19 protein-coding genes and 1 riboswitch are annotated in these 23,774 nt (G+C 56.1%); of the genes, 7 read left to right on the forward strand and 12 right to left on the reverse strand.

Going from position 1 to position 23,774, the window contains the following annotated elements; translation table 11 throughout:
- Positions 1–358 precede the first annotated feature (358 nt).
- The 4 genes from H8S45_RS02535 to H8S45_RS02550 form a co-directional block, all read right to left on the reverse strand.
- Positions 359–718 (reverse strand): hypothetical protein, encoded by a 360-nt coding sequence (locus H8S45_RS02535; protein ID WP_186949507.1) that lies wholly within the window; start codon positions 716–718, stop codon positions 359–361.
- Positions 719–938: 220 nt separating this feature from the next.
- Positions 939–2,132 carry a site-specific integrase gene (locus H8S45_RS02540; RefSeq protein WP_054326547.1) on the reverse strand — a complete coding sequence of 398 codons (1,194 nt, stop codon included), beginning with the start codon at positions 2,130–2,132 and terminating at the stop codon, positions 939–941.
- Between the two features lie 78 nt (positions 2,133–2,210).
- Positions 2,211–2,417, reverse strand: a complete 207-nt coding sequence (locus H8S45_RS02545) for an excisionase (protein WP_002341493.1) — start codon at positions 2,415–2,417, stop codon at positions 2,211–2,213.
- Complete coding sequence (locus H8S45_RS02550; protein WP_147573768.1) at positions 2,410–3,552, reverse strand: XRE family transcriptional regulator; 1,143 nt, start codon at positions 3,550–3,552, stop codon at positions 2,410–2,412. The genes H8S45_RS02545 and H8S45_RS02550 overlap by 8 nt, the downstream gene beginning before the upstream one ends.
- A 526-nt stretch (positions 3,553–4,078) precedes the next feature.
- Between H8S45_RS02550 and H8S45_RS02555 the strand changes: the two genes are divergently transcribed.
- From H8S45_RS02555 to brnQ, 5 genes are all read left to right on the forward strand, one after another.
- The gene (locus tag H8S45_RS02555) at positions 4,079–4,702 is read left to right on the forward strand and encodes a helix-turn-helix domain-containing protein (RefSeq protein WP_452039159.1); all 624 of its coding nucleotides are present in this window, start codon (positions 4,079–4,081) and stop codon (positions 4,700–4,702) included.
- A gap of 225 nt (positions 4,703–4,927) precedes the next feature.
- Positions 4,928–5,233, forward strand: a complete 306-nt coding sequence (locus H8S45_RS02560; RefSeq protein WP_147573769.1) for an ArsR/SmtB family transcription factor — start codon at positions 4,928–4,930, stop codon at positions 5,231–5,233.
- Between the two features lie 128 nt (positions 5,234–5,361).
- Positions 5,362–6,339, forward strand: coding sequence for a permease (locus H8S45_RS02565; RefSeq protein WP_407925828.1), 978 nt, complete (start codon positions 5,362–5,364; stop codon positions 6,337–6,339).
- A gap of 282 nt (positions 6,340–6,621) precedes the next feature.
- Positions 6,622–6,727: riboswitch (glycine riboswitch) on the forward strand.
- A 129-nt stretch (positions 6,728–6,856) separates the two neighbouring features.
- Complete coding sequence (locus H8S45_RS02570) at positions 6,857–8,224, forward strand: alanine/glycine:cation symporter family protein (RefSeq protein ID WP_147573816.1); 1,368 nt, start codon at positions 6,857–6,859, stop codon at positions 8,222–8,224.
- A gap of 139 nt (positions 8,225–8,363) precedes the next feature.
- On the forward strand, positions 8,364–9,665 hold the full coding sequence (brnQ, locus tag H8S45_RS02575; protein ID WP_147573771.1) for a branched-chain amino acid transport system II carrier protein: 1,302 nt from the start codon (positions 8,364–8,366) through the stop codon (positions 9,663–9,665).
- A 44-nt stretch (positions 9,666–9,709) separates the two neighbouring features.
- Here brnQ and H8S45_RS02580 read toward each other — a convergent pair whose 3' ends face one another.
- Together H8S45_RS02580 and H8S45_RS02585 are read right to left on the reverse strand one after the other, a co-directional pair.
- Complete coding sequence (locus H8S45_RS02580) at positions 9,710–11,077, reverse strand: esterase/lipase family protein (RefSeq protein ID WP_147573772.1); 1,368 nt, start codon at positions 11,075–11,077, stop codon at positions 9,710–9,712.
- A 98-nt stretch (positions 11,078–11,175) separates the two neighbouring features.
- Complete coding sequence (locus tag H8S45_RS02585) at positions 11,176–12,474, reverse strand: hypothetical protein (RefSeq protein ID WP_186949510.1); 1,299 nt, start codon at positions 12,472–12,474, stop codon at positions 11,176–11,178.
- Positions 12,475–12,771: 297 nt separating this feature from the next.
- On the opposite strand from H8S45_RS02585, the gene H8S45_RS02590 reads away from it, so the two are divergent.
- Both H8S45_RS02590 and H8S45_RS02595 read left to right on the forward strand, forming a co-directional pair.
- Positions 12,772–15,516: an S-layer homology domain-containing protein gene (locus tag H8S45_RS02590; RefSeq protein WP_147573774.1), complete on the forward strand. Its 2,745-nt coding sequence runs from the start codon at positions 12,772–12,774 to the stop codon at positions 15,514–15,516.
- Between the two features lie 285 nt (positions 15,517–15,801).
- Positions 15,802–17,169 carry a citrate/2-methylcitrate synthase gene (locus H8S45_RS02595; RefSeq protein ID WP_054326539.1) on the forward strand — a complete coding sequence of 456 codons (1,368 nt, stop codon included), beginning with the start codon at positions 15,802–15,804 and terminating at the stop codon, positions 17,167–17,169.
- An 84-nt stretch (positions 17,170–17,253) separates the two neighbouring features.
- Here H8S45_RS02595 and H8S45_RS02600 read toward each other — a convergent pair whose 3' ends face one another.
- From H8S45_RS02600 to H8S45_RS02625, 6 genes are all read right to left on the reverse strand, one after another.
- Positions 17,254–17,634 (reverse strand): desulfoferrodoxin family protein, encoded by a 381-nt coding sequence (locus H8S45_RS02600; protein WP_054326538.1) that lies wholly within the window; start codon positions 17,632–17,634, stop codon positions 17,254–17,256.
- A 179-nt stretch (positions 17,635–17,813) separates the two neighbouring features.
- Complete coding sequence (locus H8S45_RS02605; RefSeq protein WP_054326537.1) at positions 17,814–18,302, reverse strand: deoxycytidylate deaminase; 489 nt, start codon at positions 18,300–18,302, stop codon at positions 17,814–17,816.
- 27 nt (positions 18,303–18,329) lie between these two features.
- A complete protein-coding gene (locus tag H8S45_RS02610; protein ID WP_054326536.1) occupies positions 18,330–18,986 on the reverse strand; it encodes an ABC transporter ATP-binding protein in 657 nt (218 codons plus the stop codon).
- Positions 18,987–19,114: 128 nt separating this feature from the next.
- Positions 19,115–20,470, reverse strand: a complete 1,356-nt coding sequence (locus H8S45_RS02615; protein WP_054326535.1) for an MATE family efflux transporter — start codon at positions 20,468–20,470, stop codon at positions 19,115–19,117.
- A 66-nt stretch (positions 20,471–20,536) separates the two neighbouring features.
- Positions 20,537–22,033 (reverse strand): Na+/H+ antiporter NhaC family protein, encoded by a 1,497-nt coding sequence (locus H8S45_RS02620; RefSeq protein ID WP_407923245.1) that lies wholly within the window; start codon positions 22,031–22,033, stop codon positions 20,537–20,539.
- Positions 22,034–22,204: 171 nt separating this feature from the next.
- Positions 22,205–23,608 (reverse strand): alanine/glycine:cation symporter family protein, encoded by a 1,404-nt coding sequence (locus H8S45_RS02625; protein ID WP_243182357.1) that lies wholly within the window; start codon positions 23,606–23,608, stop codon positions 22,205–22,207.
- Positions 23,609–23,774 lie beyond the last annotated feature (166 nt).

A 23,774-nucleotide genomic window follows, 5' to 3' on the forward strand; every position in this document is an offset into this window, starting at 1 on the left:
ATTATAGCACGGCTTGTCAAGCGAAGCGTGAACGGACGGTAAAAAACGGGGCTTTCAGCCGTTTTCCGCTCCTTCCTGCCGGAAAAATGCCGTGCGGCCGCGGGCTTCGTTTCGGAGGCTGCTGAATATTTTTCCTTTCGACTGTTTTTTTCCCAATTGGACGGATTCCAGCTTACCTGATAATGCACTCGTTAAATGGATGGAGCTGAAATTCATAAAGCTAAATGAAAGAACGGAGGGCAGAGGCTCCCTTTTACCCTTTGGACTGATCTAGGCTTACCGAATAATTTCTTCGTCGAAATGCACAGAAAAAGCTCCACCCTTTGAATAGGCGGAGTTTTTATGATATAATTATGTTTTATTTAACAGGTCGGGACTTAACTTTTTCTTTATTCGCAAATGCACTAACCAACATTGCAATAATGCTAATTAAGAGATAACATCCGCCATACAATAAAAACGCCGGCTCACCCATTTCAAAGAATGTCCATGTACCTTCTAAGAAAATGATAATTGTAACAATTGGCAGCCACCATAAAGTTTTAACATTCTTGCCTGCAAATACGCCAACGATTATAGAATAAATAGGATTAACAGTAAAAAGCAAAAAAACAGTGGTAATCATTCCAGCGTCATTTGGTACTAATGTAACAGCAAGCCACGGTAAAATAAACATGAGGAAAACCGATGCTATTAGATAATAAATAATCTTCTTCATATAGACCTCCTTAACTTGAACTGTCGTTCTGTATCTTTTGTATCATTCGATATAAATTATATATGTCTTTTTGACTATCTTTTTATATCTTCTCAAATGTCCGTAAAGCCTTATTTTATAGGCTCTACGGGCATTTTGCTTTTGTGGTAAACCTCGCATATCTAGGTCTATCTTCTTATATTTTCCCTGTCAATCGTGGTTAAAATCGTGGTAAATACTTCTATGCGATTAGACGCTGAACCTCTGATTTTGCGGTATCTATGGACGCATGAGCATACCAGTTCATTGTGATACTGATATTTGAATGTCCCATGATATACTGTAAATCTTTCGGGTTCATGTTCCTGCTTGCCAGTCTTGTACAGAATGTATGGCGTAGTGTATGCGGTGTGATATGTGGCAAAGGGTTATCCTTATGGTGCTTGTTGTATTTCTTTACCATACGGACAAAAAGCATATTGTAATCAATCGCAACTTTGGGCTTGCCTTTATGATTGATAAATAGAAAATTGCTCCGTCCGTCTATCACAAATGGTTCTGCCTTTGGGCGTTTCTTCATAACTCGTTGAAATGCCTGTATCGTTTCTCTGCTTAATGGCACTTGCCTTATTCCGCTCTTTGTTTTAGGTGTTTCAATATAATAGCCCTGTTCCTTGCTCTTTAGTAACTGGTGGTCGATAATCACAACTTCATTCTTGAAATCAATATCGGCTACTGTCAGTCCGCACAGTTCCGAGATACGAAGTCCTGTTTTTAACAGTATCAGCACATCATCATAATGCTTGTGATACACATTGTCCGACTTGATAAATGACAATAAGGCTTGTTCCTGTTCCTCTGTCAATGCGACTTTCTCTTTGGTATCATTTTCTAGGACTTCACTTAACTTGAAGTCAAAGGGATTTTTCCTTACGCAATCGTCTTGTATGGCGATATAGAATGACGCTTTTAACGAGCGTTTATGGTTGTTAATGGTATTGTAGGAAAAGCCTTTGTCTTTCATGCGTAACGCCCATTCTTTAGCGTCAGAGGGCTTGATTGTATCAATGCTCCTAGCACCTAACTTATCCTCTTTCAATAACCGCATGAGTTGTTCCCGTTGTTTTTGTGTGCTTTTCTTCACATTTGCCCTCTGTGCGTTCTGTTTGGCATAGAGTTGGCAAAGCGTCATTTTCTTGCCTGTGCTGTCGATATCGTCCTCAATATCCCGTCTTATCTGCTGTTCCAGTTCACGAAGTGAGGGTTTTTCCCGTTTTCCCTTTGGTGTCGGGTCTGTGGGTGTCAATCTCCAAGCATACACATATTTTGTGTTTCCAAATGCGTCTACATATTTATATAAGTATTTCCCGTCTGTTCGTTGGCTCTCTCCAGTATGCAGGATACGACCTTTGTTATCCCGTCTTTTTTCTTTCATGGTGTCTGCTCCTTTCCTTGTTGGAAAGAGCCTTGATATGACTTGTGTTCATCATAACACATACAAGGCTCATTTGCACTAGATAGCGTCCAATTTATCAATGACCTGTTCAAATTGTCGGCGTTTAATCTGTATGCGGTTGCCATTCATAATGAGCCAGCCAGCGTCCTTGTTTTCCTCTGCCAATCGTCTTAACTTGTTTTCTCCGATACGGAAATACTTTGACGCTTCTTCAATGGTAAGGGTATATTTTTCCCATACGGGAATATCCTGTGCATTACTCATAAAACACCCCCTCACTTTCGATTACATCTGCTATATCCGTACACATCTGTTCTACAAGCATTTCCTGTTTTTCGGAAAGGTGGGTACATTCATCAATCATTTTCATGTAGTTTGAGCCTGTCAGCCTGTCGATTTCCTCTATCATCACGATTGACGGCATGACCTGTCTTTCCAGCCATTGCAGAGTGCGTTCCATATTGACAGGTACGGGGTTCATTTCAAAAGGTAAACTGTCATGGGAAATGAATATCTCCCACAACGGATAGTCGGGAAAATCCACAAAATCGGTAATAAGGTAAAACACCAGCCCATGAGGGTTATATGTCAATAACAATTCCTCAACTGCCTGTACTGCCTTTTTATCACGCAGACGAATTTCAAAACGGTTGATAATATCCGTATGTTTCTTTTTGGTTGCCTGTTCCTTTTGTTTTTCGTACAGGCAGAAGTATTTTGTACTTGTTTTTGAGCCGATATAAAGGGTGCTTGCTAAATTGCGATTTTTTCCGCTTAGTTTACCGCCTTGCACATTTTCATAGTTTTTACAGCGACAATCCGCACCGCCATTTTTATATTTTTCAGACAAGATGGGAATATCCAGCAGACCGCACATATCATTGATTGCCAAGTCAAAACGTCGGATAACACCGCCACAGTCAAGACAGCGGTTTAAGAATGAATACCAATCCCTGTTCTGTGCCTGTAAGACATATTCCATGTTGCGTGAGCCTGCTCCTTTTAATTCCAAGAATACGCCCATGTGTTCATCATCAGAAGCCATAACCTTGATTTCCCCGTAGGCATAATGTTCTTTATAGCCATAATACCCATAGTCATAATGGATAAAATAATCTGCTTTCATGCCAAGCACCTTTCGGATAACTTCCAATGCGTCAGTCGTTGGAAAACGGACAGACAGATAATCCACGAGCAGATAAAAAGGCTTATCGCAGATATAGTAATTCAGACAACGCAGGATAATATTTTGTGTTTCCTTGCTGGCGTTGGCTTTTCCGTTCTCAAAGCGGTTGATACTATATCTTGATACATGGGTAAGACTTGCAAGTTCTCCTTGTGAAAGACCGCTTGCAAGACGTTTATTCTTCATTTCAAGTGCAAATTCTAAATTGTTCATTGTATTCCTCCAATCCCACAATAGCCTTGAAATACCTGTAAACCACTATTCAAAAGAATGTGAAGTTACTATCTTCTTAAAACTCCTCATTACTACTCACAGGTTTGGGGTTGTATGGTTTTTGACTTGTCTTTTGTGAAATAGTGCCCCCCTGTTAGATAACGGGGGCACAATCAAGGCTCGCAGGCTCGCCAGCCGACAAAGCATTTCTTCCCCTTGACACATGGTGTCATGGCGGTAAGCCTGAGAGGCTTCCGCCACCGTGTCAGAAATACTTTGTCAACAAATCCTGTTTTGCCTTTTCTAACAAGTTCCATTTCAACCGATATTCATATCTACAGGTTTAATCAGATAGATATTTTCTTTTGAATGTTTTTGTATTTCATTCTATTGTGCTTATTTGATTACAAGAACATAGTAATTCTTATATGCTTATTTGTCAATATCTTTTTTTGTCTTTACAAATCATATTAAGCATGATAGACTTATAATAGCGAAGATATAACGAGTTATGGAGGGGTATGCAATGAAAATAAGCCATTTAGGAAATAATATACAGACCATAAGAAAATTTAGGGGAATGAAACAACAGGAACTTGCGGACAAAATTGGTATCAATATGCAGAGCCTTTCCAAGATTGAAAGAGGGTTAAACTATCCTGCTTATGAAACGCTGGAAAAGATAATGGAAGTGCTGGACGTAACGCCCAATGAATTGTTGTCGGGGGAATGGAAGTATGTTAATCAATCTGAAAAGGAAGTCTGTCAGTTTTTAAGAGCCGAAGAACGTTTAAATGCAGAATTGAAACATGGACATTATGACAACTTCTTCGACAGCGAGGAAGAATGGCTGGAATATGAGTTAGAAAAGTTACGGGAATATATTACAGACTATATCAACGGGAAAAGCATTGAAGCGTCCGACCTTTACCCAATCAAAGAATTTATCCAGCATTTGAAATTCCAAAAACTGTTAGACCGCTATGATGATTTATACAGCATGGATATGTTTGGAGAAAGCATAGAGGGACATAAATATAGGACACCTTATCAAGTTGTAAAAATGATAAACCCGAACTCTAAAGAAGATATGGAACTGTTATCGAAATTACCGTGGGTAACGGGTAAATTTGATGATGAGGACGAGTAATCTTTTCCTCTTACGAGAAGATACAGCAAACAAAAAGCCCAGTAAAGAGTGCAAAGCACCACCAATGGTGGCAAGCTCTTGACAAGGCTTTTTCTTTTCTGTGTTGGGTAATCAAGAGGAAGAAAGAATAATACATCAAAATATTTTGATGTAATGTGTTGACAAATCATGTTGTAAGCCTTATGATAAATATATCAAAATTATTTGATGTGAGGAGTGATAATAATGAATGATTTTTCTAAAGACGCAAAAATTTTTAAGGCTCTTTGTGATACAAAAAGGCTTACTATTTTAGACTACTTAAAGAGTGGGGAAAAATGTGCGTGTGTTCTGATTGAAAACATGAACATAGGACAATCAGCTTTATCTTATCACATGAAAATACTTTGCGACTCTGGTATTGTTAATGCAAGACAAGAGGGTAAATGGACGCATTACAACTTAAGTAAAAAAGGAAGTGAATATGCGTCAAAACGATTGTTAGAATTAACAACACCAAATACTGAAAATCAATCACATTGTTGCAAATAAAGGTCATCGAAAGGTGGCTTTTATAAAACTTTATCACATCAAAAAAAATTGATATGTCATGTAAAGGAGGGACTTTATTGGGAGTAGTAAATTCAATATGGCTATTTTTTCAAGACCAAATATTAGGTATGAAATGGTTGAATGGCTTAATTGGTAATGGGCTATCATTGCTAGGGCTAGACATTAACAGTCGTTTAGGTGGAAGTATTCAATTCTTTTTATACGATGTAATCAAAATCACAATCTTGTTATGTTTACTGATTTTCTTTATATCGTATATTCAAAGTTATTTTCCACCCGAACGAAGTAAAAAAATTTTAGGGCGATTTCATGGTATCGGTGCAAATATCATATCCGCATTGTTAGGAACAGTTACACCATTTTGCTCGTGTTCTTCTATCCCGTTGTTTATAGGTTTTACAAGTGCAGGATTACCGTTAGGAGTAACTTTTTCCTTTTTGATTTCTTCGCCTATGGTTGACTTAGGAAGTCTTGTATTGCTAATGAGTATTTTCGGGGCTAAAGTTGCTTTTGCTTATGTGATTGTAGGCTTGATAATCGCTGTAATTGGCGGTACTTTAATTGAAAAAATGCACATGGAAAAATATGTGGAAGATTTCGTGAAAAATGCAAGTGATGTCGATATTAGTTCTCCTACTTTAACCAAAAAGGATAGAGTTCAATATGCAAAAGAACAAGTTGTAGGAACATTCAAGAAAGTATTTCCATACATTTTGATTGGTGTGGGTATCGGAGCAGTTATCCATAACTGGATACCTGAAACATGGATTGAAAGTATCTTGGGCAGGAATAACCCGTTTGGTGTTATTTTAGCCACTCTTGTCGGAGTTCCTATGTATGCTGATATTTTTGGAACAATTCCAGTAGCAGAAGCATTACTTTCAAAGGGTGCACAATTAGGTACAATTTTATCATTTATGATGGCTGTAACAACATTGAGTTTGCCGTCTTTAATCATGCTGAAAAAGGCAGTAAAGCCTAAACTATTGACCCTTTTTATTGCCATTTGTACGTTTGGCATTATTATTGTAGGTTATCTCTTTAATATTTTTATTAAATTTTCTATTTATTTTACAATACTTTAGTGTTTCTTTCAACGTATGAAAAGATGCCGAAGTTGCCTTTGGTTCTTTTCGAGCCTTGTATTGGTCGAGCAGTGAATTTAGTGAAAATGATGGAGTTGAAGCCCATCAGTCCAAATGTAAAAAGGGAGCGCAGGGGACCGCGCTTGACAGATGCACCGCGAAATGGTACACTAATATTCTAAGATTATATCGCGACAAACGAAGTTTGCAGGAAAAAGCCGCGCGGCTTGCCGAAGGAGCAAAACTCTCAGGTGTCCGGTTTTCCGGATGAGGACTGTAAACGGATGCGGCTCTGGAGAACGCCCCGCAGGGGGGGCTGCCGAAGGTGCAACGCGTGCGGCTGGGGGCCGCGCGCCAATCTCTCAGGCAAAAGGACAGAGTTTGGGGACTAATCGGGCACGGGCCGGCGCATTGCGCGCGGCGCGGCGTCCGTTCGTTTTCTGTGAGCCGGAACCCTTGGTGGTTCTGGCTTTTTTGTTTGCCGCGGAAAGAAAAAGGGGATTGTAAGACAATGTCAATGGATCAACTGGCTGATCTGGTAAGCAAGGTCAGCGACATCGTGTGGAACAGCGTGCTGCTGTATCTGCTGGTCGGCACGGGTGTCATTTTCACCATCCGCACGCGCTTTGTGCAGGTGCGCAAGTTCGGCGCGGGCTGGAAGCGGCTGTTCGGCAGCTTCTCGCTCAAGGGCGAAAAGGCGGGCAAGGACGGCATGAGCCCGTTCCAGGCGCTCACCACCGCGATTGCGGCGCAGGTCGGCACGGGCAACATCGCGGGCGCGGCCACCGCGCTGTACTCGGGCGGCCCGGGCGCGATCTTCTGGATGTGGCTTTCCGCGTTCTTCGGCATGTCCACCATCTACGGCGAGGCCGTGCTTGCGCAGAAGTATAAAACCGTGGACAAAAACGGCCATGTGACCGGCGGCCCGATCTATTACATCAGGGCGCGCTTCACCGGCAGGTTCGGCAAGTTCCTGGCCGGCTTCTTCTCGCTGGCGATCATCTTTGCGCTGGGCTTCACCGGCAACATGGTGCAGGCCAACTCGATCAGCGTGGCGTTTAAGACTGCGTTCGGCACGCCCCAGGTCGTCATCGGCGTGATCTGCGCGGTGATCGCGGGCTTCATCTTCCTGGGCGGCGTGGGCCGTATCGCGGCGTTCACCGAAAAGGTCGTACCCGTCATGGCGATCTTTTACATGGTCGGCTGCATCGGCATCCTGTGCGTCAACCACGCGGCGATCCTCCCCGCGCTCAAGTCCATTTTCGTGGCGGCGTTCGACCCGCAGGCGATCCTGGGCGGCGCGGTCGGCATCACCGTGCGCGAGGCGATGCGCTACGGCGTGGCGCGCGGCCTGTTCTCCAACGAGGCCGGTATGGGCTCCACCCCGCACGCGCATGCGCTGGCCAAGGTCGAAAAGCCGCAGGACCAGGGCGAGATCGCGATTGTCTCGGTGTTCATCGACACCTTTATTGTACTCACGCTCACCGCTATGGTTATTTTGACCTCGGGCCAGCTTCAGTCCGGCGTGCCGGACGGCCTGCAGGGTACTGAGCTGGCGCAGGCGGCGTTCAATGTCACGCTCGGCTCGGTCGGCAACGCGTTTGTGGCGGTGTGCATGCTGTTCTTCGCGTTCTCAACCCTCATCGGTTGGTACTTCTTCGGCGAGACCAACGTCAAGGCGTTGTTCGGCCAGAAGGCCACCAAGGTCTACGCGGCGATCGTCGTGGTGTGCATCGTGATCGGCTCGGCGCTCAAGGTCGATCTGGTGTGGAACCTGTCCGACCTGTTCAACGCCCTGATGGTGTTCCCCAACCTGATCGCGCTGCTGTTCCTGTCCGGCATTGTCGCCCGGGCGGCGCACGGCGAGGATATCACAAAAAAATAAACCCGCGGTTTTCCGGAGGCGCGCTTGCCAGCGCGCCTCCTTTTATTTTACCGCTTTGCCGTGTTAGTGTGCGTATTTGCGCGGAAATGGGAAACATAGTATAATAAGGCTTATGAAAAGAAGGAAAAGGGGGAGGCTTATGCAGCGGCTGCGCGGGAAGAACCTGCTGCTGGTCGGGTTCACATTGTTTTCCATGTTCTTTGGGGCGGGCAACCTGATCTTCCCGCCCTTCCTCGGCGCGCAGGCGGGTACGAACACCTGGCCGGCCATGGCGGGCTTTATCCTCAGCGCGATCGGCTTTCCGGTGCTGGGCGTGATCGCGGTGGCGAAGGCGGACGGCCTGCGCCGCTTGGCGGGGCGGGTGCATCCGGTCTTTGCGGCGGTGTTCACGCTGCTGGTGTACCTGTCGATCGGGCCGGGGCTTGCCATACCGCGCACGGCGAGCACCTCGTTCGAGATGGTCGCGCCGCTGGCCGGCGGCGGAGGAAGCGCGTTGCAGGCAGGCTACTCGGCCGTGTTTTTCGCCGTGGCGCTGCTGGTCGCGCTGCGGCCGGAAAAGCTGACCGACCGCCTGGGCAAGCTGCTCTGCCCGACGCTGATCGTGCTGATCGTGGCGCTGTTCCTGGGCTGTGTGGCCAGGCCGGTCGCCGCGCACTACGGCACGCCCGGGGCGGCGTATGCCTCCCTGCCAGCGGTCGAGGGCTTCCTCGGCGGGTATCAGACCATGGACACGATCGCGGCGCTCAATTTCGGCGCGGTGATTGCGCTCAACATCCGCGCCAAGGGCATTGAGGAGGAGAAGCAGGTCGTGCGCGGAACGATCCGCGCGGGCTGGGTCGCGGGCGCGCTGCTGCTGGCGATTTATTCCATGCTCGCGCATGTAGGTGCGCTATCTGGAGCGGCGTTCCCCGGCGGCGAAACCGGCGCGGACACGCTGACGCGCATGGTTTCCGCGCTATTCGGCGCGCCGGGCAGCGTGCTGCTGGCGGCGATCTTTGTGATCGCGTGCCTGAACACCTGTATCGGCCTGCTGTCCTGCTGCAGCGAGTATTTCCACGGACTGATGCCGCGCGTCTCTTACCGGATGTGGGTCGTCTTTTTCGCGGCGGTCAGCATGGCCATTTCCAATATCGGGCTGGCGGGCATCCTTAAGCTGTCCACGCCGGTCCTAAACGCGATCTATCCCGCGGCGCTCGCGCTGATCCTGCTGTCGTTCGCACCCGGCCTGCACCGGCGGCGGCTGGTCTATCCGCTCACCATCGGCTTTGTGAGCGTGCAGAGCGTGGCCGCGGCGCTCGCGCAGGCGGGCGTGTCCATCCCGTGCGTCACAGCGCTGCTGGACAAGATACCGCTCGCGCCGCTCGGCTTCGGCTGGGTGCTGCCGGGCTTGGCGGGGCTTCTGCTTGGGCTTCTGCTGTCCGGCCGGCCGGAGGAGGCGTAAAAAATAAAGAGGAGGAGGGGTGGAACGCCCCTCCTCCTCTTTATTCAGAACCCTTTTTCCTTTAGCCCTTTAACCAGCCCGATGTAAAATTCGCGCACATCAAAGCCGGGGATGTCCTCGCGCATCAGATCCACCACATCGCCATGCGACACGCCGCGCCGGCCGGACGCGGAAAGATTGCCGAGGAAATGCCCCCATTCTGCGGAGGAGCGGGCAACCAGCCCGTCGTTTGCCTCGCGGTCGTATTTGCGCACCAGATGCCAGGTCAGGTTGAGGGGGAAGCCCGCGCTCGACGGCTTTTGCATCGTGCTCATCACGCTCTGGTAAAACACGCCCTCCTGGTCGGGCGTTTCGCGGTTAAAGCACAGGCAGTTCTCCCGCGTGAGATCGCGCACGCCGCCGAGGAAATCCGGCGAGGCGTCGCCGAGCGTGCGGAACAGGCCGTTGTACCGGCGCTCCATCCAGGCGATCACGCCTTTCGGCAGGGTGCGCAGCAGCTCCTCCGCGAAGATGCAGCCGCGGTGCGGGGTGTTGACCGTGGTCAGGGACGCGACGTGCGGCGCAAGCCCCAGACGGGTGATCGCGTAGCGGCTGTCCAGTCCGCCCTTGGAGTGGGCGATCAGGTTGACCTTTTCCGCGCCGGTTTCCCGCAGAACGGCCTGCAGGCGTTCCGCCAGCTCGGCGGCGCTCTGCGCCACCGGCAGGGCGGACTGCTGCCCGCCGTAAAAAACGGTCGCGCCGCAGCGGGTCAGTGCCCGCGGGATGCGGCCCCAGTAGTTGACCAGCTGCCAGTCGCGGAAAAAGATGCCGTGAACCAGCACGATCGGGTAGCGCGTTTCACAGTCGCGGTTTTCCGCGTGGACGGCCTCGTTTTCCAGGCGGGAAAGCTCGAAATAATACTCATGCCGCACGGCTTTGAGCACGCGGTAGAACAGGTACAGATTGAAAAGCGGCACCCACCAGCACAGCAGGAGCAGCACCCGCCAGACCACGCGCAAGTGCTTGGAGGTGAGCAGCACGCGGAAAAAGCCGTTGACGAGCAGCGCGCCCACCAGCGGCACGAAAAGCAGCAGGTTCGCGGCGAGGAATACCCAGTCCGGCGCGGCGCCCAGCGCCGGGACCGCGCGGTGCAGCGCGCCCGTCGCCAGAAGAAGCGGGTAAAACGCCATTTCCGCCAGGATCACAAAAAATGCCACAAACAGCAGCTCGTAGCCGCCGAGCAGCGCGCGCAGGCGGTGCGTCGCCCCCTTGGCGCGCCGCGGACGGATATGGAACCAAAGATAGTACGCCAGCAGGCCGAACAGCAGCGGCAGCGTCAGCCAGTCGGGCGGTGGCGCCAGCGTTTCCAGCAGCGCGAGGTTTGCCAGCACGAACACCAGCAGCACCCGCAGAAAGCGTTTGCAGTACTCCATCGATCATCTTTCCCCCTTGCCAGGCCAGTATACCATAAAATGCTGCAGAAAAAAAGCCGGGAGGCCGTAAATGGCCACCCGGCGGCGGGTGCTTCCGCTTACATCAGGTCGAGCAGCTTGTAGCAGCGCGCCTTGGTATAGCTCTGCTTGAAGCTGGCCGCGGCGAGCTGGCCCGCAGTCTCGTCCTCGCTCTGGGCGGCGGCGTTTTCTGCGCCCTTGTCGCGCTCCTCCACCCAGGTCTTATAGCTGGCTTCCTCGGAGGCGTACTGGTCCGCGTTGAGGACGGTCGCCAGATAGTCGTACATCTCGCTGAGCAGGGTGTCCCAAGCCTCGAACGAGGTGGAGGTCAGCTCCAGCTCCTCCTCCGGCGTCGCGGCGGCAGAGATCTTCTGGTCGTTTGCCTCCTGCTCGTCGATGCGGCTGCTGAACATCTGCTTCTGCTGTTCCTGCTTCTGCTGGGTCTCCTCCTGGCGCTGGGCGGCCTCCTGCGCCTCGGTCAGCTGCTTTTGCAGGTCTTCGACCTGCTTTTTCTGGTCGTCGGTCAGGGTGTCGTCCGCGGCGAGCGAATCCAGCTTGCCCGCGGCTGCGTCATATTTCTGATCGCTCAGGTAGCTCTGCGCTTCCTGGATATCCGCGGCGAACTGATTGTCAGCCTGCGCGGTCTGCGCCTTCTGGATCATTTCCTCGATCGCGGCGTACAGTGTGGAATCCGGATCGGTGACGCGGTTCTGCAGCTGCTTGAGCGCGGCGACCGCTTCCGTGTACTGGCCGTTGTCCATGTAATCCTGTGCATCCTGATAATCGCGCAGAAGCTGGATGGTCGCGTCCAGCGCGGATGGGTCCTTGGCCTCGGCCTGCGCGGCGAGGTAGTATTCGAGCGCTTGGTCGAAATCGCCGCGGTTCATATACTTTTCCGCCAGAGTAAGGTTTTCGTCCGGCTGGCGGGACAGGAAAAACCAGACGCCGCCCCCGATCAGGGCGAGCACCAGGATGACGACCAGGGCGATCACCGCGCCCTTTTTGCCCTTGCTGGGCTTGCGGTAGGGCCGGTAGTCCGGCTCATCGCGGCGCTCAAAGCGCGTGGTGTGCGGGTCGTCCGGCGTACCCGCCGCGCGGCGGACGGGCGGCATGTCGATGGGCGGCAGCTCGTCGGGCGCGGGGGCGCGCGGGTCGGTCGCGCCGAGCGGGTCGGAAGACGCCGCGCCGCCGGCCGAGGGGTGCGCGTCGCGCATGGCGGCGTCAAAGGCCGAGGTGTCGATCGGGCCGTTCAGCTCCTCCGGCAGGGTGGTAAAAACGGCGGTTTCGTCGTTCACGCCGGCCTGCTCGACGGGCGCGCCGCAGAAAGGACAGAATTTGCCCGCGATGGGCAGCTCCTTGCCGCAGTTCTTGCAAAGCATAGGTGGGTTCCTCCTCTGAAACAATACGATTCAATACACTTTAGTATAGCACGGGGAAAAAAGGTTGTAAACCTCCCTCTGCGTTGGACGGTCGGGGCGGGATTGGGTTCCGGCGGGGCGGACGGGAAAAAACGGAAGCCTATCCAGCGGATACCCGCCTCCAGCGGGGCGGGGCATGGGGAGAAATACGGGGGAAATGCGCATTGTAGCGAAACTGAAACCGCGCTTTCGCTTGACAAGCCCGCCGGTCAACCGTAAAATGAAGATATTACGGTTCATACAGGGGGAAGCATTACCTTGAAAAGACGTGTTTTGAGCGGCCTGTTGGCCGCGGTCCTGCTTTTTACGACCGCCTTTGCCGCGGGCGCCGATCCGGTGCCGGAGGAGGAGACCCAACCAGCCGTGCTGACCTATGCGGTCGCGCTGCCCGAAGGCGCGGACGACAGTCGGATGGACGATGAGACAATGGAGCGGGTGCGCGCCGTATTGGAGCGGCGGCTGGCACAGCTCGACCTGGCGCAGGCGGAGGTGTCGTTCTCGGACGATCGGGCGGCGGTCACCGTGACCCTGCCCGTGGACGCACCCGACGAAGGCGTGGCGGAATTCCTTGCCCTGCAAGGCCGGCTTTCCTTCACGGACGCGGACGGGAAAGCATGGCTGACCGGCGCGGACGTATCCGCGGCCGAAGCGGGGCTGTCCGCGTCTGCCGAAGGGGAAGAGGCGCAGACTGCATACATATTGCTGACGCTGACGGATGAGGGACGGCGGGCATATGCCGAAGCGCAGGCCGCATTGGATGCGCGAGAGGATGGCAGCAGCACGCTGTCCGCTGTGCTTGACGGCGCAACCATCGCACAGGCGGCGCCCGGGGAGCAGGAGGGCGGCGACCTGCTGCTGACCGGCGATTTTACCGAGGACGAGGCGAAGCTGCTCGTCGCCCGCATCATGGCGGGCGAGCTGCCCGTTGCGCTTACGCTGACGGACGCACCCAGCCAGCCCGCTGTGCCGGAGGAGCCGTCCGAGCCGTCCTTCCCCGATATCGCGGGCCACTGGGCGGCCGCAGAGCTGGAACGCGCGGTCGAGCTGGGGCTGCTCAACGGCGTGGACGGGAAAATGCTGCCTGACAATCCGGTTAAGCGCTCGGAGGCCATCGTCATCCTCAACCGGACGCTCGGCGCGTCGGTGCAGGACGCTACTGCGGGCCTGAAAAACGTGCCGCAGAACGCCTGGTATGCGGCCGATCTGGGAAAAGCGATCCATCTGGGGCTGATCGACGCGGACGACAGCCGGAATTTCGACGCTGCCGCGACCCGCGCGGAGGCGTTCGTGCTGCTCGCCCGCGCGTTTGCCTATGACAGGGCGGAAGCCGCGTCCGATGTGCTGGACGCCTTTACGGATACCGCCTCCATGACCGCGGAGCAGAAGCAGGCGGCCGCAGCGCTGGTCGCGGCGGGGGTCGTCAACGGCGACACCGAAACTACGCTTGCGCCGTCCGGCGCGCTGACCCGCGCGCAGTTCGTGACCATGCTGCTGCGCATCGTCCCCTACTTCCCGACTGAGGACGCGGACCTGTCCGCGCTGACCGGCGGCGCGCTGCTGACCGGCAGCACGGTCGAGCTGTCCGGCTCCGCGCCGGCGGGCGACCGTGTGTTTGCCTGCGGCACAGAGGAAGTGACGCTCTCGGGCGTGACGGCGGACGGCCGCGTCGTACTCAAGGGCGCGGAGGCGGTCAAGCTGACCGCTTCAAAGGATACCGCGCTGTCCGTCCTTGCCGTCGATCCGGCGGGTACGGCCGAGGTGACGCTGCGGGACGATTCGCACGCGGATACACTGGTAATCGCGGGTACTGGCGGCGCGGTAGCCTGCCAGGGCGAGGCGTCCAACATCGAGATCACCGCCTCGAACCGCACGATCGACCTGTCCGGCATGGAAGCGGACACGCTCACCGTCACCGGCAGCGGCAACACCATCGTGGTGGACGGCGCGGTGCGCGCGGTATCGGTCAACGCAGGCGCGGCGGGCAACACGCTGACCCTGAATAAGAAGGTGGAGACGCTGCTTGTTGCGGGTGTCGGCACTAAGGTAGACGGAAAGGGAAAAGCGGAATCGGTCGATATCCGCGCCGTGGATTGCGAGGTTTCGCTCAGCGCGGACTCCAAGATCGAAAACATCGACCCGGGCCTAGCGGGGGTCACAATCGAAATGGACGTGCCGGCTTCGGTCAAGGCGGGCGGTTCGCTGCTGACCAAGGTCAGCTTCACGGGCGTGAGCGAGGAAAAGCTCTGCTCGGCCCAGTGGTATCAGAACGGCCAGCCGCTGGAGGCGTACCGCAACAGCCGGTTCGCGCTGACCGCGGACAAGACCTCCAGCCATACAACCTATTTCACCTTTACCAAGGATATGGAAACCAGCGTAACAATTGGCTTCCGGCTGACCTACGACAACCCTTCCACCGGCGAAACCGAGGAACTGTACGCGGAAAAGACCGTGCCGATCGAGAATTACTCGGACGAATGGTATTACCAGCGGGACGTTAACCGCGTGCTGAATCTGGTGTCCTCCACCTATCGGGGCAACTACACCACGGCCTATGCGGTCAATAACGACTATGAAACCTATGAAAAAGAGGTCTGGGTCAACGCGAAGGGCTATTCGAGCAGCACCAAATACCTGCTCTGGATCAACCGCGCCTACCAGCATGTCAATGTGTTTGAAGGCTCGAAGGGCAACTGGAAGCTGATAAAATCTTTCCTGGTCGGCACGGGCGCGGCCAGCACCCCGACCCCGACCGGCCTGACCACGGTTTCCTACAAGTCCGCGGGAGGCTGGACGACCAGCACCTATACCGTGCGGCCGGTGGTCGGCTTCTATCCGGGAACGGGCTATGCCTTCCATTCGCGCCTGTGCTATCCGGGAACGGATACCGAATATGATTACAGCGCGGGCTATCCGATCTCGCACGGGTGCGTGCGCATGTACAAGAGCGATATCTGGTGGATTTACAACAATATTCCGGTCGGCACGACGGTCGCGATATTCTGACGACGCCGGTAACAGGAAAGCGCCTGCGGGCGCTTTCCTGTTTTTTTCATGCGCCCGCCCTCTCCCTGCGGGCTGGACGAGGAAAGGGTTTTTCTTGGTTCAGCGCGGGAAAGGACGCTGCACAATACGGGCAGGACACTTGCGTGCAAGCATGTTGAACAAGCGGACAAAAGGGATAAAATACGCTTTTGTGGGTTTCAACAAGCGACGGTATTTGACATTTTTGCAGGACAGGAGTAAAATATATGCATAATGAACGATTCAAGCGGAAGGAGCAAGCCCGATATGACGACACAGCCGTCCTTTGTCAACCCAGTGCTTTTGCAGGAGCTCAGCGAGAGCTTCCGCCTGCATAACCAGATCCCGTCGGATCTGTATACCCGCTTCCGCATCAAGCGCGGCCTGCGCAACGCGGACGGCACGGGCGTCCTGGTCGGCGCGAGCCGCCTGGGCAACGTTCACGGCTACATACTCAACGAGGGCGAGCGCGAGCCGATCGAGGGCCGCCTGACCTACCGCGGCTATAATGTGTACGACCTGATCCACGGCCTGGAGCAGGAGGACCGCTTCGGGTTTGAGGAGGTCGGCTACCTGCTGATGTGCGGCGCGCTGCCCACCCGCCGCCAGCTGGACGAATTCCAGCGCTCGATCGGCCTGGAACGCGCGCTGCCCGATAATTTTACCGAGGATATGATTATGCGCGCGCCGAGTCGGGACATTATGAACAAGCTCGCGGGCGCCACGCTCGCGCTTTACTCCTACGACCCCAATCCGGACGAGACGACGGTCGAAAACATCATGCGGCAGGGCATCAGCCTGATGGCCAAGTTTCCGGTTATCATTTCGCATGCGTATCAGGCCAAGCGCCGGTATTTCGACGGGGATTCCATGTTTCTGCATGTACCCGACCCTGACCGCTCCACGGCGGAGAACATTCTGCATCTGGTTCGGCCGAACGGCAAGTATTCGGACGACGAGGCCAAGCTGCTCGACCGCTGCCTGATCCTGCACGCCGAGCATGGCGGCGGCAACAACTCCTCCTTCACTGTGCGTGTCACCTCCTCGTCGGGTACGGATACCTATTCCGCGATCGCGGCGGCGGTTTCCGCGCTCAAGGGGCCGCGGCACGGCGGCGCCAACCTGCGCGTCGTGCGGCAGTTTGAGGAGATGAAAGAAAACATCAGCGACTGGACGGACGAGGGCGCGGTCGCGGACTACCTCTGCAAGATCCTGGACGGGGAAGCGGGCGACGGGTCCGGCCTGATCTACGGTATGGGCCACGCCATCTATACATTGAGCGACCCGCGCGCGGTGGCGCTCAAAAAAGCCGCGCGCCCCCTGGCGGAGAGCAAGGGCTTCAGTCGGGAAATGGATCTGATCGAGTTGGTTGAAAAGCTCACGCCGGCCATTTTCGCGGAGAAAAAAGGCAGCGACAAGCCCATGTGCGCCAATGTGGACATGTATTCCGGCCTGGTGTATAAAATGCTCGGCCTGCCGAAGTCGCTGTATACGCCGCTGTTTGCAACCGCGCGTATCGTCGGCTGGATGGCGCACCGCCTGGAGGAGGTCACCACGGGCGGCAAGATCATCCGTCCGGCTTACAAGCCGCTCTGCAAATCCGTGGTATACAAAAATCTGGACGAACGCGGATAATGCGATTAAAAAAGCGTGTTTCCCCAAGAGGGAAACACGCTTTTTTCAAATGGATGCGTGGCGGGCGCGGGGGAAAGGGCGCGCTCAGAGCGAAGCCTTCCAAAGCCCGTGCAGGTTGCAGAATTCGTAAACCGCTTCCGCTTTTTCGCCCTCGGCAAGGCGGAACACGGCCTCCGGCGCTCCAGTGTGGTCGAGTACGGCGCGGTGTACGGCCTTATCGGTCACCAGCCAGATGAACGCGATGTGATGCTCCTCGGTCATGGGATGGGTCACCTCGCCGACGCAGGCACGGATCACATCGCCCTCGGCCTTGACGACCGGAACGTGCTTCTCCATGGCGCCGTCGGTTTCGCCGGCCTTGAATTCCTTCATTGGCTCGCCGCAGCAGATCACTGGAACGCCGTGATCCTCGATCTTCTCAATGATGTTGCCGCAGTGCATGCACTTGTAAATTTTTAACTCCATACGAAACTCCTCCTTTGCGTGTCTATTATGCCACGCGGTCCTGTGTTTACGCGCGCGGGAGGGGAAAAATACCCGCGCCGCGCGCCCGATGAGAGCAGCCGTTTCCGGCGGCCCGCTATAAAAAGCCGGCCAGTGCGTCCGGCTCCTTATCCTGGTGAAGATACCCCTGTCCAGCCGCGTCAATAGCCGCGTCGGCCGTCCAAAACGTCGTCGTGGTAGATCCAGTCGCGCACGCTGATGGTATCGTATGTATCGTTGTCGCGCCGGATGACCACCCGTTCGATACCCGCGTTGATAATCAGGCGCTTGCACATGGTGCAGGAATTGGCGTCGGGCATGATTTCGCCGGTGGACATGTCCCGCCCGACCAGATAGAGCGTCGCGCCGAGCATCTGTTCGCGCGGCGCCGCGATGATGGCGTTGGCCTCGGCATGGACCGAGCGGCAGAACTCGTACCGTTCGCCGCGCGGGATGCCCAGCTTCTGCCGGATGCAGGTGCCGATGTCGATGCAGTTCTCGCGGCCGCGCGGCGCGCCGGTGTAGCCGGTGGAAACGATCACGTCGTTTTTGACGATCACCGCGCCGAAATTGCGCCGCAGGCAGGTGCCGCGCTCGAGCGCGACCTGCGCCATATCCAGATAATAGTTGTCCTTATCCCGCCGGTTCATAACATGCCTCCTGGAATAAATACGGATTCAGCCGGAAAGCACGCCGCCCTCCAGATACAGCCGCCGCGCGGCGCGGGCGGCCGCCGTATGGTCATGCGTGATGAGTACGACCGTGTTGCCCCGCTCATGCAGCCCGTCGAGCAGGGAAAGCACCTCGGCCGCCGCTTCCGGGTCGAGTCCGGCCGTGGGCTCGTCCGCCAGAACGACGCAGGGGCGCGTGACCACCGCGCGCGCGATCGCGACGCGCTGCTGCTGGCCGCCGGAAAGCTGGTTTGGCTTGTGTGCCGTGCGGTGGGACAGGCCGACCGCACGCAGAGCCTCCGCGGCGCGCGCCAGCCGCTCCGGCCGCGCCACGCCCTGCAGGGTGAGCGGCAGGGCGACGTTCTCCAGCGCGGTCATGCCTGGGATGAGCTGGAAGCGCTGGAACACAAAGCCGATCTTCTCGCCGCGCAGGCGGGCGAGTGCCTGCGGCGGCAGGCCGGAAACGTCGGTCCCGCCGAGCAGGTAGCGGCCCTCGGTCAGCGTATCGAGCAGGCCGAGAATGTGCATCAGCGTGGACTTGCCCGAGCCGGACGCGCCGGTGATCGAAACATAGTCGCCGCGCCGGACGGACAGGTTGACGCCGCGCAGCGCGCAAACGCCGCTTCTGTCATATATTTTACTCGCATGGACAAGCTTTAGCAAGGCATTTCCCCCTTTTTCTTTTTTATTTTGGGAGGAAAAGCGCAAACTATACGCCGGCGGGACGCAGGGGGACGGAAAAGCCCGCCGGCAGACACGCCGCCGGCGGGCTTTTTTTCTCTGGCCGGGCGTTACAGCTCCGGTAGGTTCTTTTTCCAGAGGCCGCTCCGGTAAAACCAGAAGGAGATGCCGGTACCCAGTAGCCAGCCGATCGGCCAGGAGAGCCAGATGCCAAGCTCCTGCCAGAACCGGAACAGCAAAACCGAGAAGCCCACGCGCAGGATCAGGTCGGAGAACGTCGTCACCATGAACAGCCGCATGGCGCCCGCGCCGCGCAGCACGCTGTCGCACACGAATTTGACGCATAGCAGGCCGTAGAACGGCGCTACGATAAACAGGAACTGCCGCCCCACGCCGATCACGCCCGACGCGCTGCCCGCGGGGACGAACAGGCCGACGAGCGGGTTGGCCAGCAGCATGTAAAGCGCGGTGAAAATCATCGCGAGGCCGATGGAATAGCAGGCACCCGCCCTAAGTCCGGGCGGGATGCGGTCCAGCCTGCGCGCGCCGATGTTCTGCGCCACATAGCTTGACAGGCCGGAGGAGAACGACATGCAGCAGGTCAGCGCGAACATATTGACCTTGGTTGCGGCGGAAAAGCCCGCGATGACCGTCGCGCCGCACAGGTTGACATAATACTGGATGATGACGTTGCCGACCGAGACAAAGCTCTGCTGGGCGATCGAGGGGATGCCGTAGCCCACCAGCCGGCGCAGCATATCGAACGAAAAAAGCAGGAAATGGCCGCCCGTATCGAACGCATGCACGCGGCGCAGGAGCAACAGGAACGCCAGCACGCCCGCGCAGCCCTGGGCGATGAACGTCGCCCAGGCGACACCTGCGACGCCCCAGTGGAAAACCGCGACAAAAACCAGGTCGAGGATCACGTTGCTCACCGAGGACAGGATCAGCAGGACCAGCGGTGTGCGGCTGTCGCCCATGGCGTTGAAGATGCCCGTACACACATTGTAGAGGAACAGGAACAGCAGGCCGAAAACGTAAACGCGTAGGTAGAGCGCGCCGTCGGAAAAAATATCGGCCGGCGTTTTCAGCGCGTCCATGACCGTGTCCGTTCCCAGTGCGCCGGCCAGCGTCAGCAGCAGCGCGACCGCGGTTGTGGTCAGCAACGCGGTAGAAACCGCGCTTTTCATGCGCACATAGCGCCTGGCGCCGAACAACTGGGAAACCAGTACGCTTGTGCCGATGTTGATGCCGGTCGCCACGGCCATGAAAAGCTGGGTGACCGGATAGCTCGCGCCCACTGCGGCGAGCGCCAGCTCGCCCGCCTGGACGGAAACGGCGAAACGGCCGACAATGACCGAGTCGGCCATCTGGTAGAGCTGCTGGAACGCCACACTGAGAAGAAGCGGCAGCGAGAACCAGAACAGCTTTTGCGAGGGCTTGCCCTCGGTCAGATCAGTAGTCAAAAGGATACACCTTCCAAGGTAGAGAAATGGAATCCCCCGAAATCGGGGGATTCCTGCGTTTTGTTTTCAGTTTTGCGCGCGTTTTTTCTGCTGGGCGGAGATCACAAGAATCGCGCAGAACAGCAGGATCACGCCGACGACCAGGGCGACGAAGCCGTTGCCGCAGAAGCCACCGACCAAATAACCGATGAAGCAGAACACCGCTACCATCAGCGCGTAGGGAATCTGCGTGGAGACGTGGTCGATATGGTTGCACTGCGCGCCCGCCGAGGCAAGGATGGTCGTGTCCGAGATCGGGGAGATGTGGTCGCCGCAGACCGCGCCGGACAGGCAGGCCGCGACTGTCATGACCAGCATGGTGCTGGGTGCGTCGCCGAAGACCGCGACCGCGATCGGGATCAGGATGCCGAACGTACCCCAGGAGGTGCCGGTGGCGAATGCGAGGCCGAGCGCGATCAGGAAGAAGATCGCGGGCATCAGCACGGATACCATGGAATCGCCGTTGACAATCGAGGATACATAGCCGCCGATGTTGAGATAATCCTCCGAGCAGACGCCGGACAGCGTCCACGCCAGCGTCAGGATCATGATGGCAGGCACCATGGCCTTGAAGCCTTCGGTGAACGCCTCGCAGAACTGGCTGAACGTCAGGATCTTGCGCGGGATATACAGCAGGAAGGTGAATATCAGCGTAAAGAACGAGCCGAGTACCAGCGAGGTCGAGGAGGAGCAGTTGGCGAACGCGTCGATGATGTTCGCGCCCTCCAGAATGCCGCCCGTGTACAGCATGGCCGAAATGCACAGGACGATCAGCACACAGATCGGCAGGATCAGGTCGTATACCTTGCCCGTGCCGCCGACCACATGGTTTTCCTCCACGCTGGAAAGCTCGTCCTTCTTATGCTCGGCCTCATATTTACCCATGGGACCGAAGTCGAAGTCCGCCGCCATCAGCCATATCAGGAACATGAGCGTCAGGAGTGCGTACAGGTTCATCGGGATGGTCTGAAGGAACAGTGAGAAGCCGTCCATCGAGCTGGATTCAGGCAGCGAGGAGCCGACCGCGGCGGCCCAGCTGGAGATCGGCGCGATGATGCAGACCGGCGCGGCGGTCGCGTCGATGATGTACGCGAGCTTGGCGCGCGTGATGCGGTACTTGTCCGTGACCGGCCGCATGACCGTGCCGACGGTCAGGCAGTTGAAATAGTCGTCCACAAAAATGAAAACGCCCAAAAACGAAGTTGCGAACGCCGCGCCGCGTCGGGTACGGATGGTCTTGACCGCCCAGTTTCCGTATGCGCGGGAAGCGCCCGATTTTGTGACGAGCGATACCAGTATGCCGAGCAGCACCAGGAAAATACAGATCTCGATATTGTCCCCCAGCTTGCTGCCCATGACCTCAAACGTGGTCTCGACCGCGTGCAGCGGGTTGAAGCCGGTGAGCAGCAGCGCGCCCGAAAGGATACCGATCAGCAGAGACGAATATACTTCCTTGGTGATGAGCGCCAGCGCGATCGCAATGACCGGCGGCAGCAATGTCCAGACGGTGGATGTCAGGTCCATATTCAGTTCCCCCTCATTCTTTTTGCAGGATCCGCAGGCTCCATGCAAGTCTATTTTATTATTCTATATGCATTTCTCTGGCTTGACAAGATGGAATCCGGCATTTACAAAACGGATTGTGTAAATTTGTGCAATCTGTGCGGAAAGAGCGGGGGAGAAAAGGGGGATTTGTCAAATATCCTTCGCACGGCGGTAGCGGCGCCACTCCGCGAGCGCTTCCCGCCGCAGGGCGAACACGCCGACCAGGTTGGGCAGCGCCATCAGCCCGTTGAACGTATCCGAAAGCGCCCAAGCCAGGTCGAGCCGCATCGTGCAGCCGAGAGCAGCCGCGGCGATGAACAGTGCCTTGTAAAGCGGCGCGGACCGGCTGCCGAACAGGTACTCAGCCGCCCGCTGTCCATAATAGGACCAGCCGAGCAGGGTGGAAAACGCGAACAGCACCAGCGATACCGCGACAAAGCCGCCGCCGAGCGGGCCGAACACGGTAGAGAACGCCGCGGCGGTGAGCGCGGCGCCGGTCTGGAGTTGGGCGAGCAGCGGCGTACCCGCGGCAAGGCCGTACTGCGCGGCGTCGTAAACGCCGGAGGTCAGGATGACCAGCGCGGTCACGGTACACATCACGATCGTGTCGAAAAACACCTCGAATACCGCCCACATCCCCTGCTCGCACGGCTCTTTGGCATCCGCCGCAGCATGCACCATGACGGAAGAACCCAAGCCGGCCTCGTTGGAAAACACGCCGCGCGATACGCCGATGCGGATGGCCTGCGCCATGCCGTAGCCCAGCACGCCGCCCGCGCCCGCCTGCCAGTCGAACGCGCAGGCGACGATTTGCCCACAGGCCTGTGGAAGCGCAGCGCGGCCGTGCCACAGCACGGCCAGCGCACCGGCCATATAGAACAGCGCCATAAACGGGACCAGGGCTTCGGTCACGCGGGAGATACGCTTCAGCCCGCCCAGCATGACTGCGCCGAGCAACACGGCGGTCGCCAGACCGGTCGCGGGGGGCGGCACGCGGAACACGTTGGACAGGCCGCTGGCGATCGAGTTGCACTGGCTCATATTGCCGATGCCGAACGAGGCAAGGACGCAGAAAAGCGCGAACGCCGCGGCAAGGAACGGGCTGTGCAGCCCGTTCTTGAGATACAGCATGGGGCCGCCGCGCCAGGCCCCGTCCGGTCCGCGCTCGCGGTACAGCATGCCGAGCGTGTTCTCCGCGAACGCGGTCATCATGCCGAAAAAGGCGGATACCCACATCCAGAACACCGCGCCCGGCCCGCCAATGGTCAGGGCGGTGGCCACGCCCGCGATATTGCCCGTACCGACCGTCGCGGCCAGCGCGGTACACATGGTCGCAAAGGGGGAGACCGCGTTTTTCGAGCTGGTGCGCCGCGCCGCACCGGAAAAGCAGGAGAGCAGCGTCTTGCGCAGCCACAGGCCGGTATAGCGCACCTGGAACAGGCCGGTGCGCACGGTGAAATAGATGCCCGTACCGGTGAGCAGCACCAGCATGGGTACGCCCCATACAAATGCGCGCACCATTTCGTTCATCAGCGCGATTTTGTCAAGCATCATGGAATTCCCCCTTGTTCAGCGTCCATCCTAACTATATGCTTGACTTTCCGGTGAAATCCGCTATAATGGAAAAGCAACTGAAGAACAGACAGTTCGGAACCATCCTGTCTATAAACAAAACTACGGGAAAGGCTTCGATCGAAACGGAGTTCCGGTCGGGGCGGGC

The sequence above is a fragment of the Agathobaculum faecis genome (assembly GCF_014287995.1).
Classification (GTDB): Bacteria; Bacillota; Clostridia; order Oscillospirales; family Butyricicoccaceae; genus Agathobaculum; species Agathobaculum ammoniilyticum.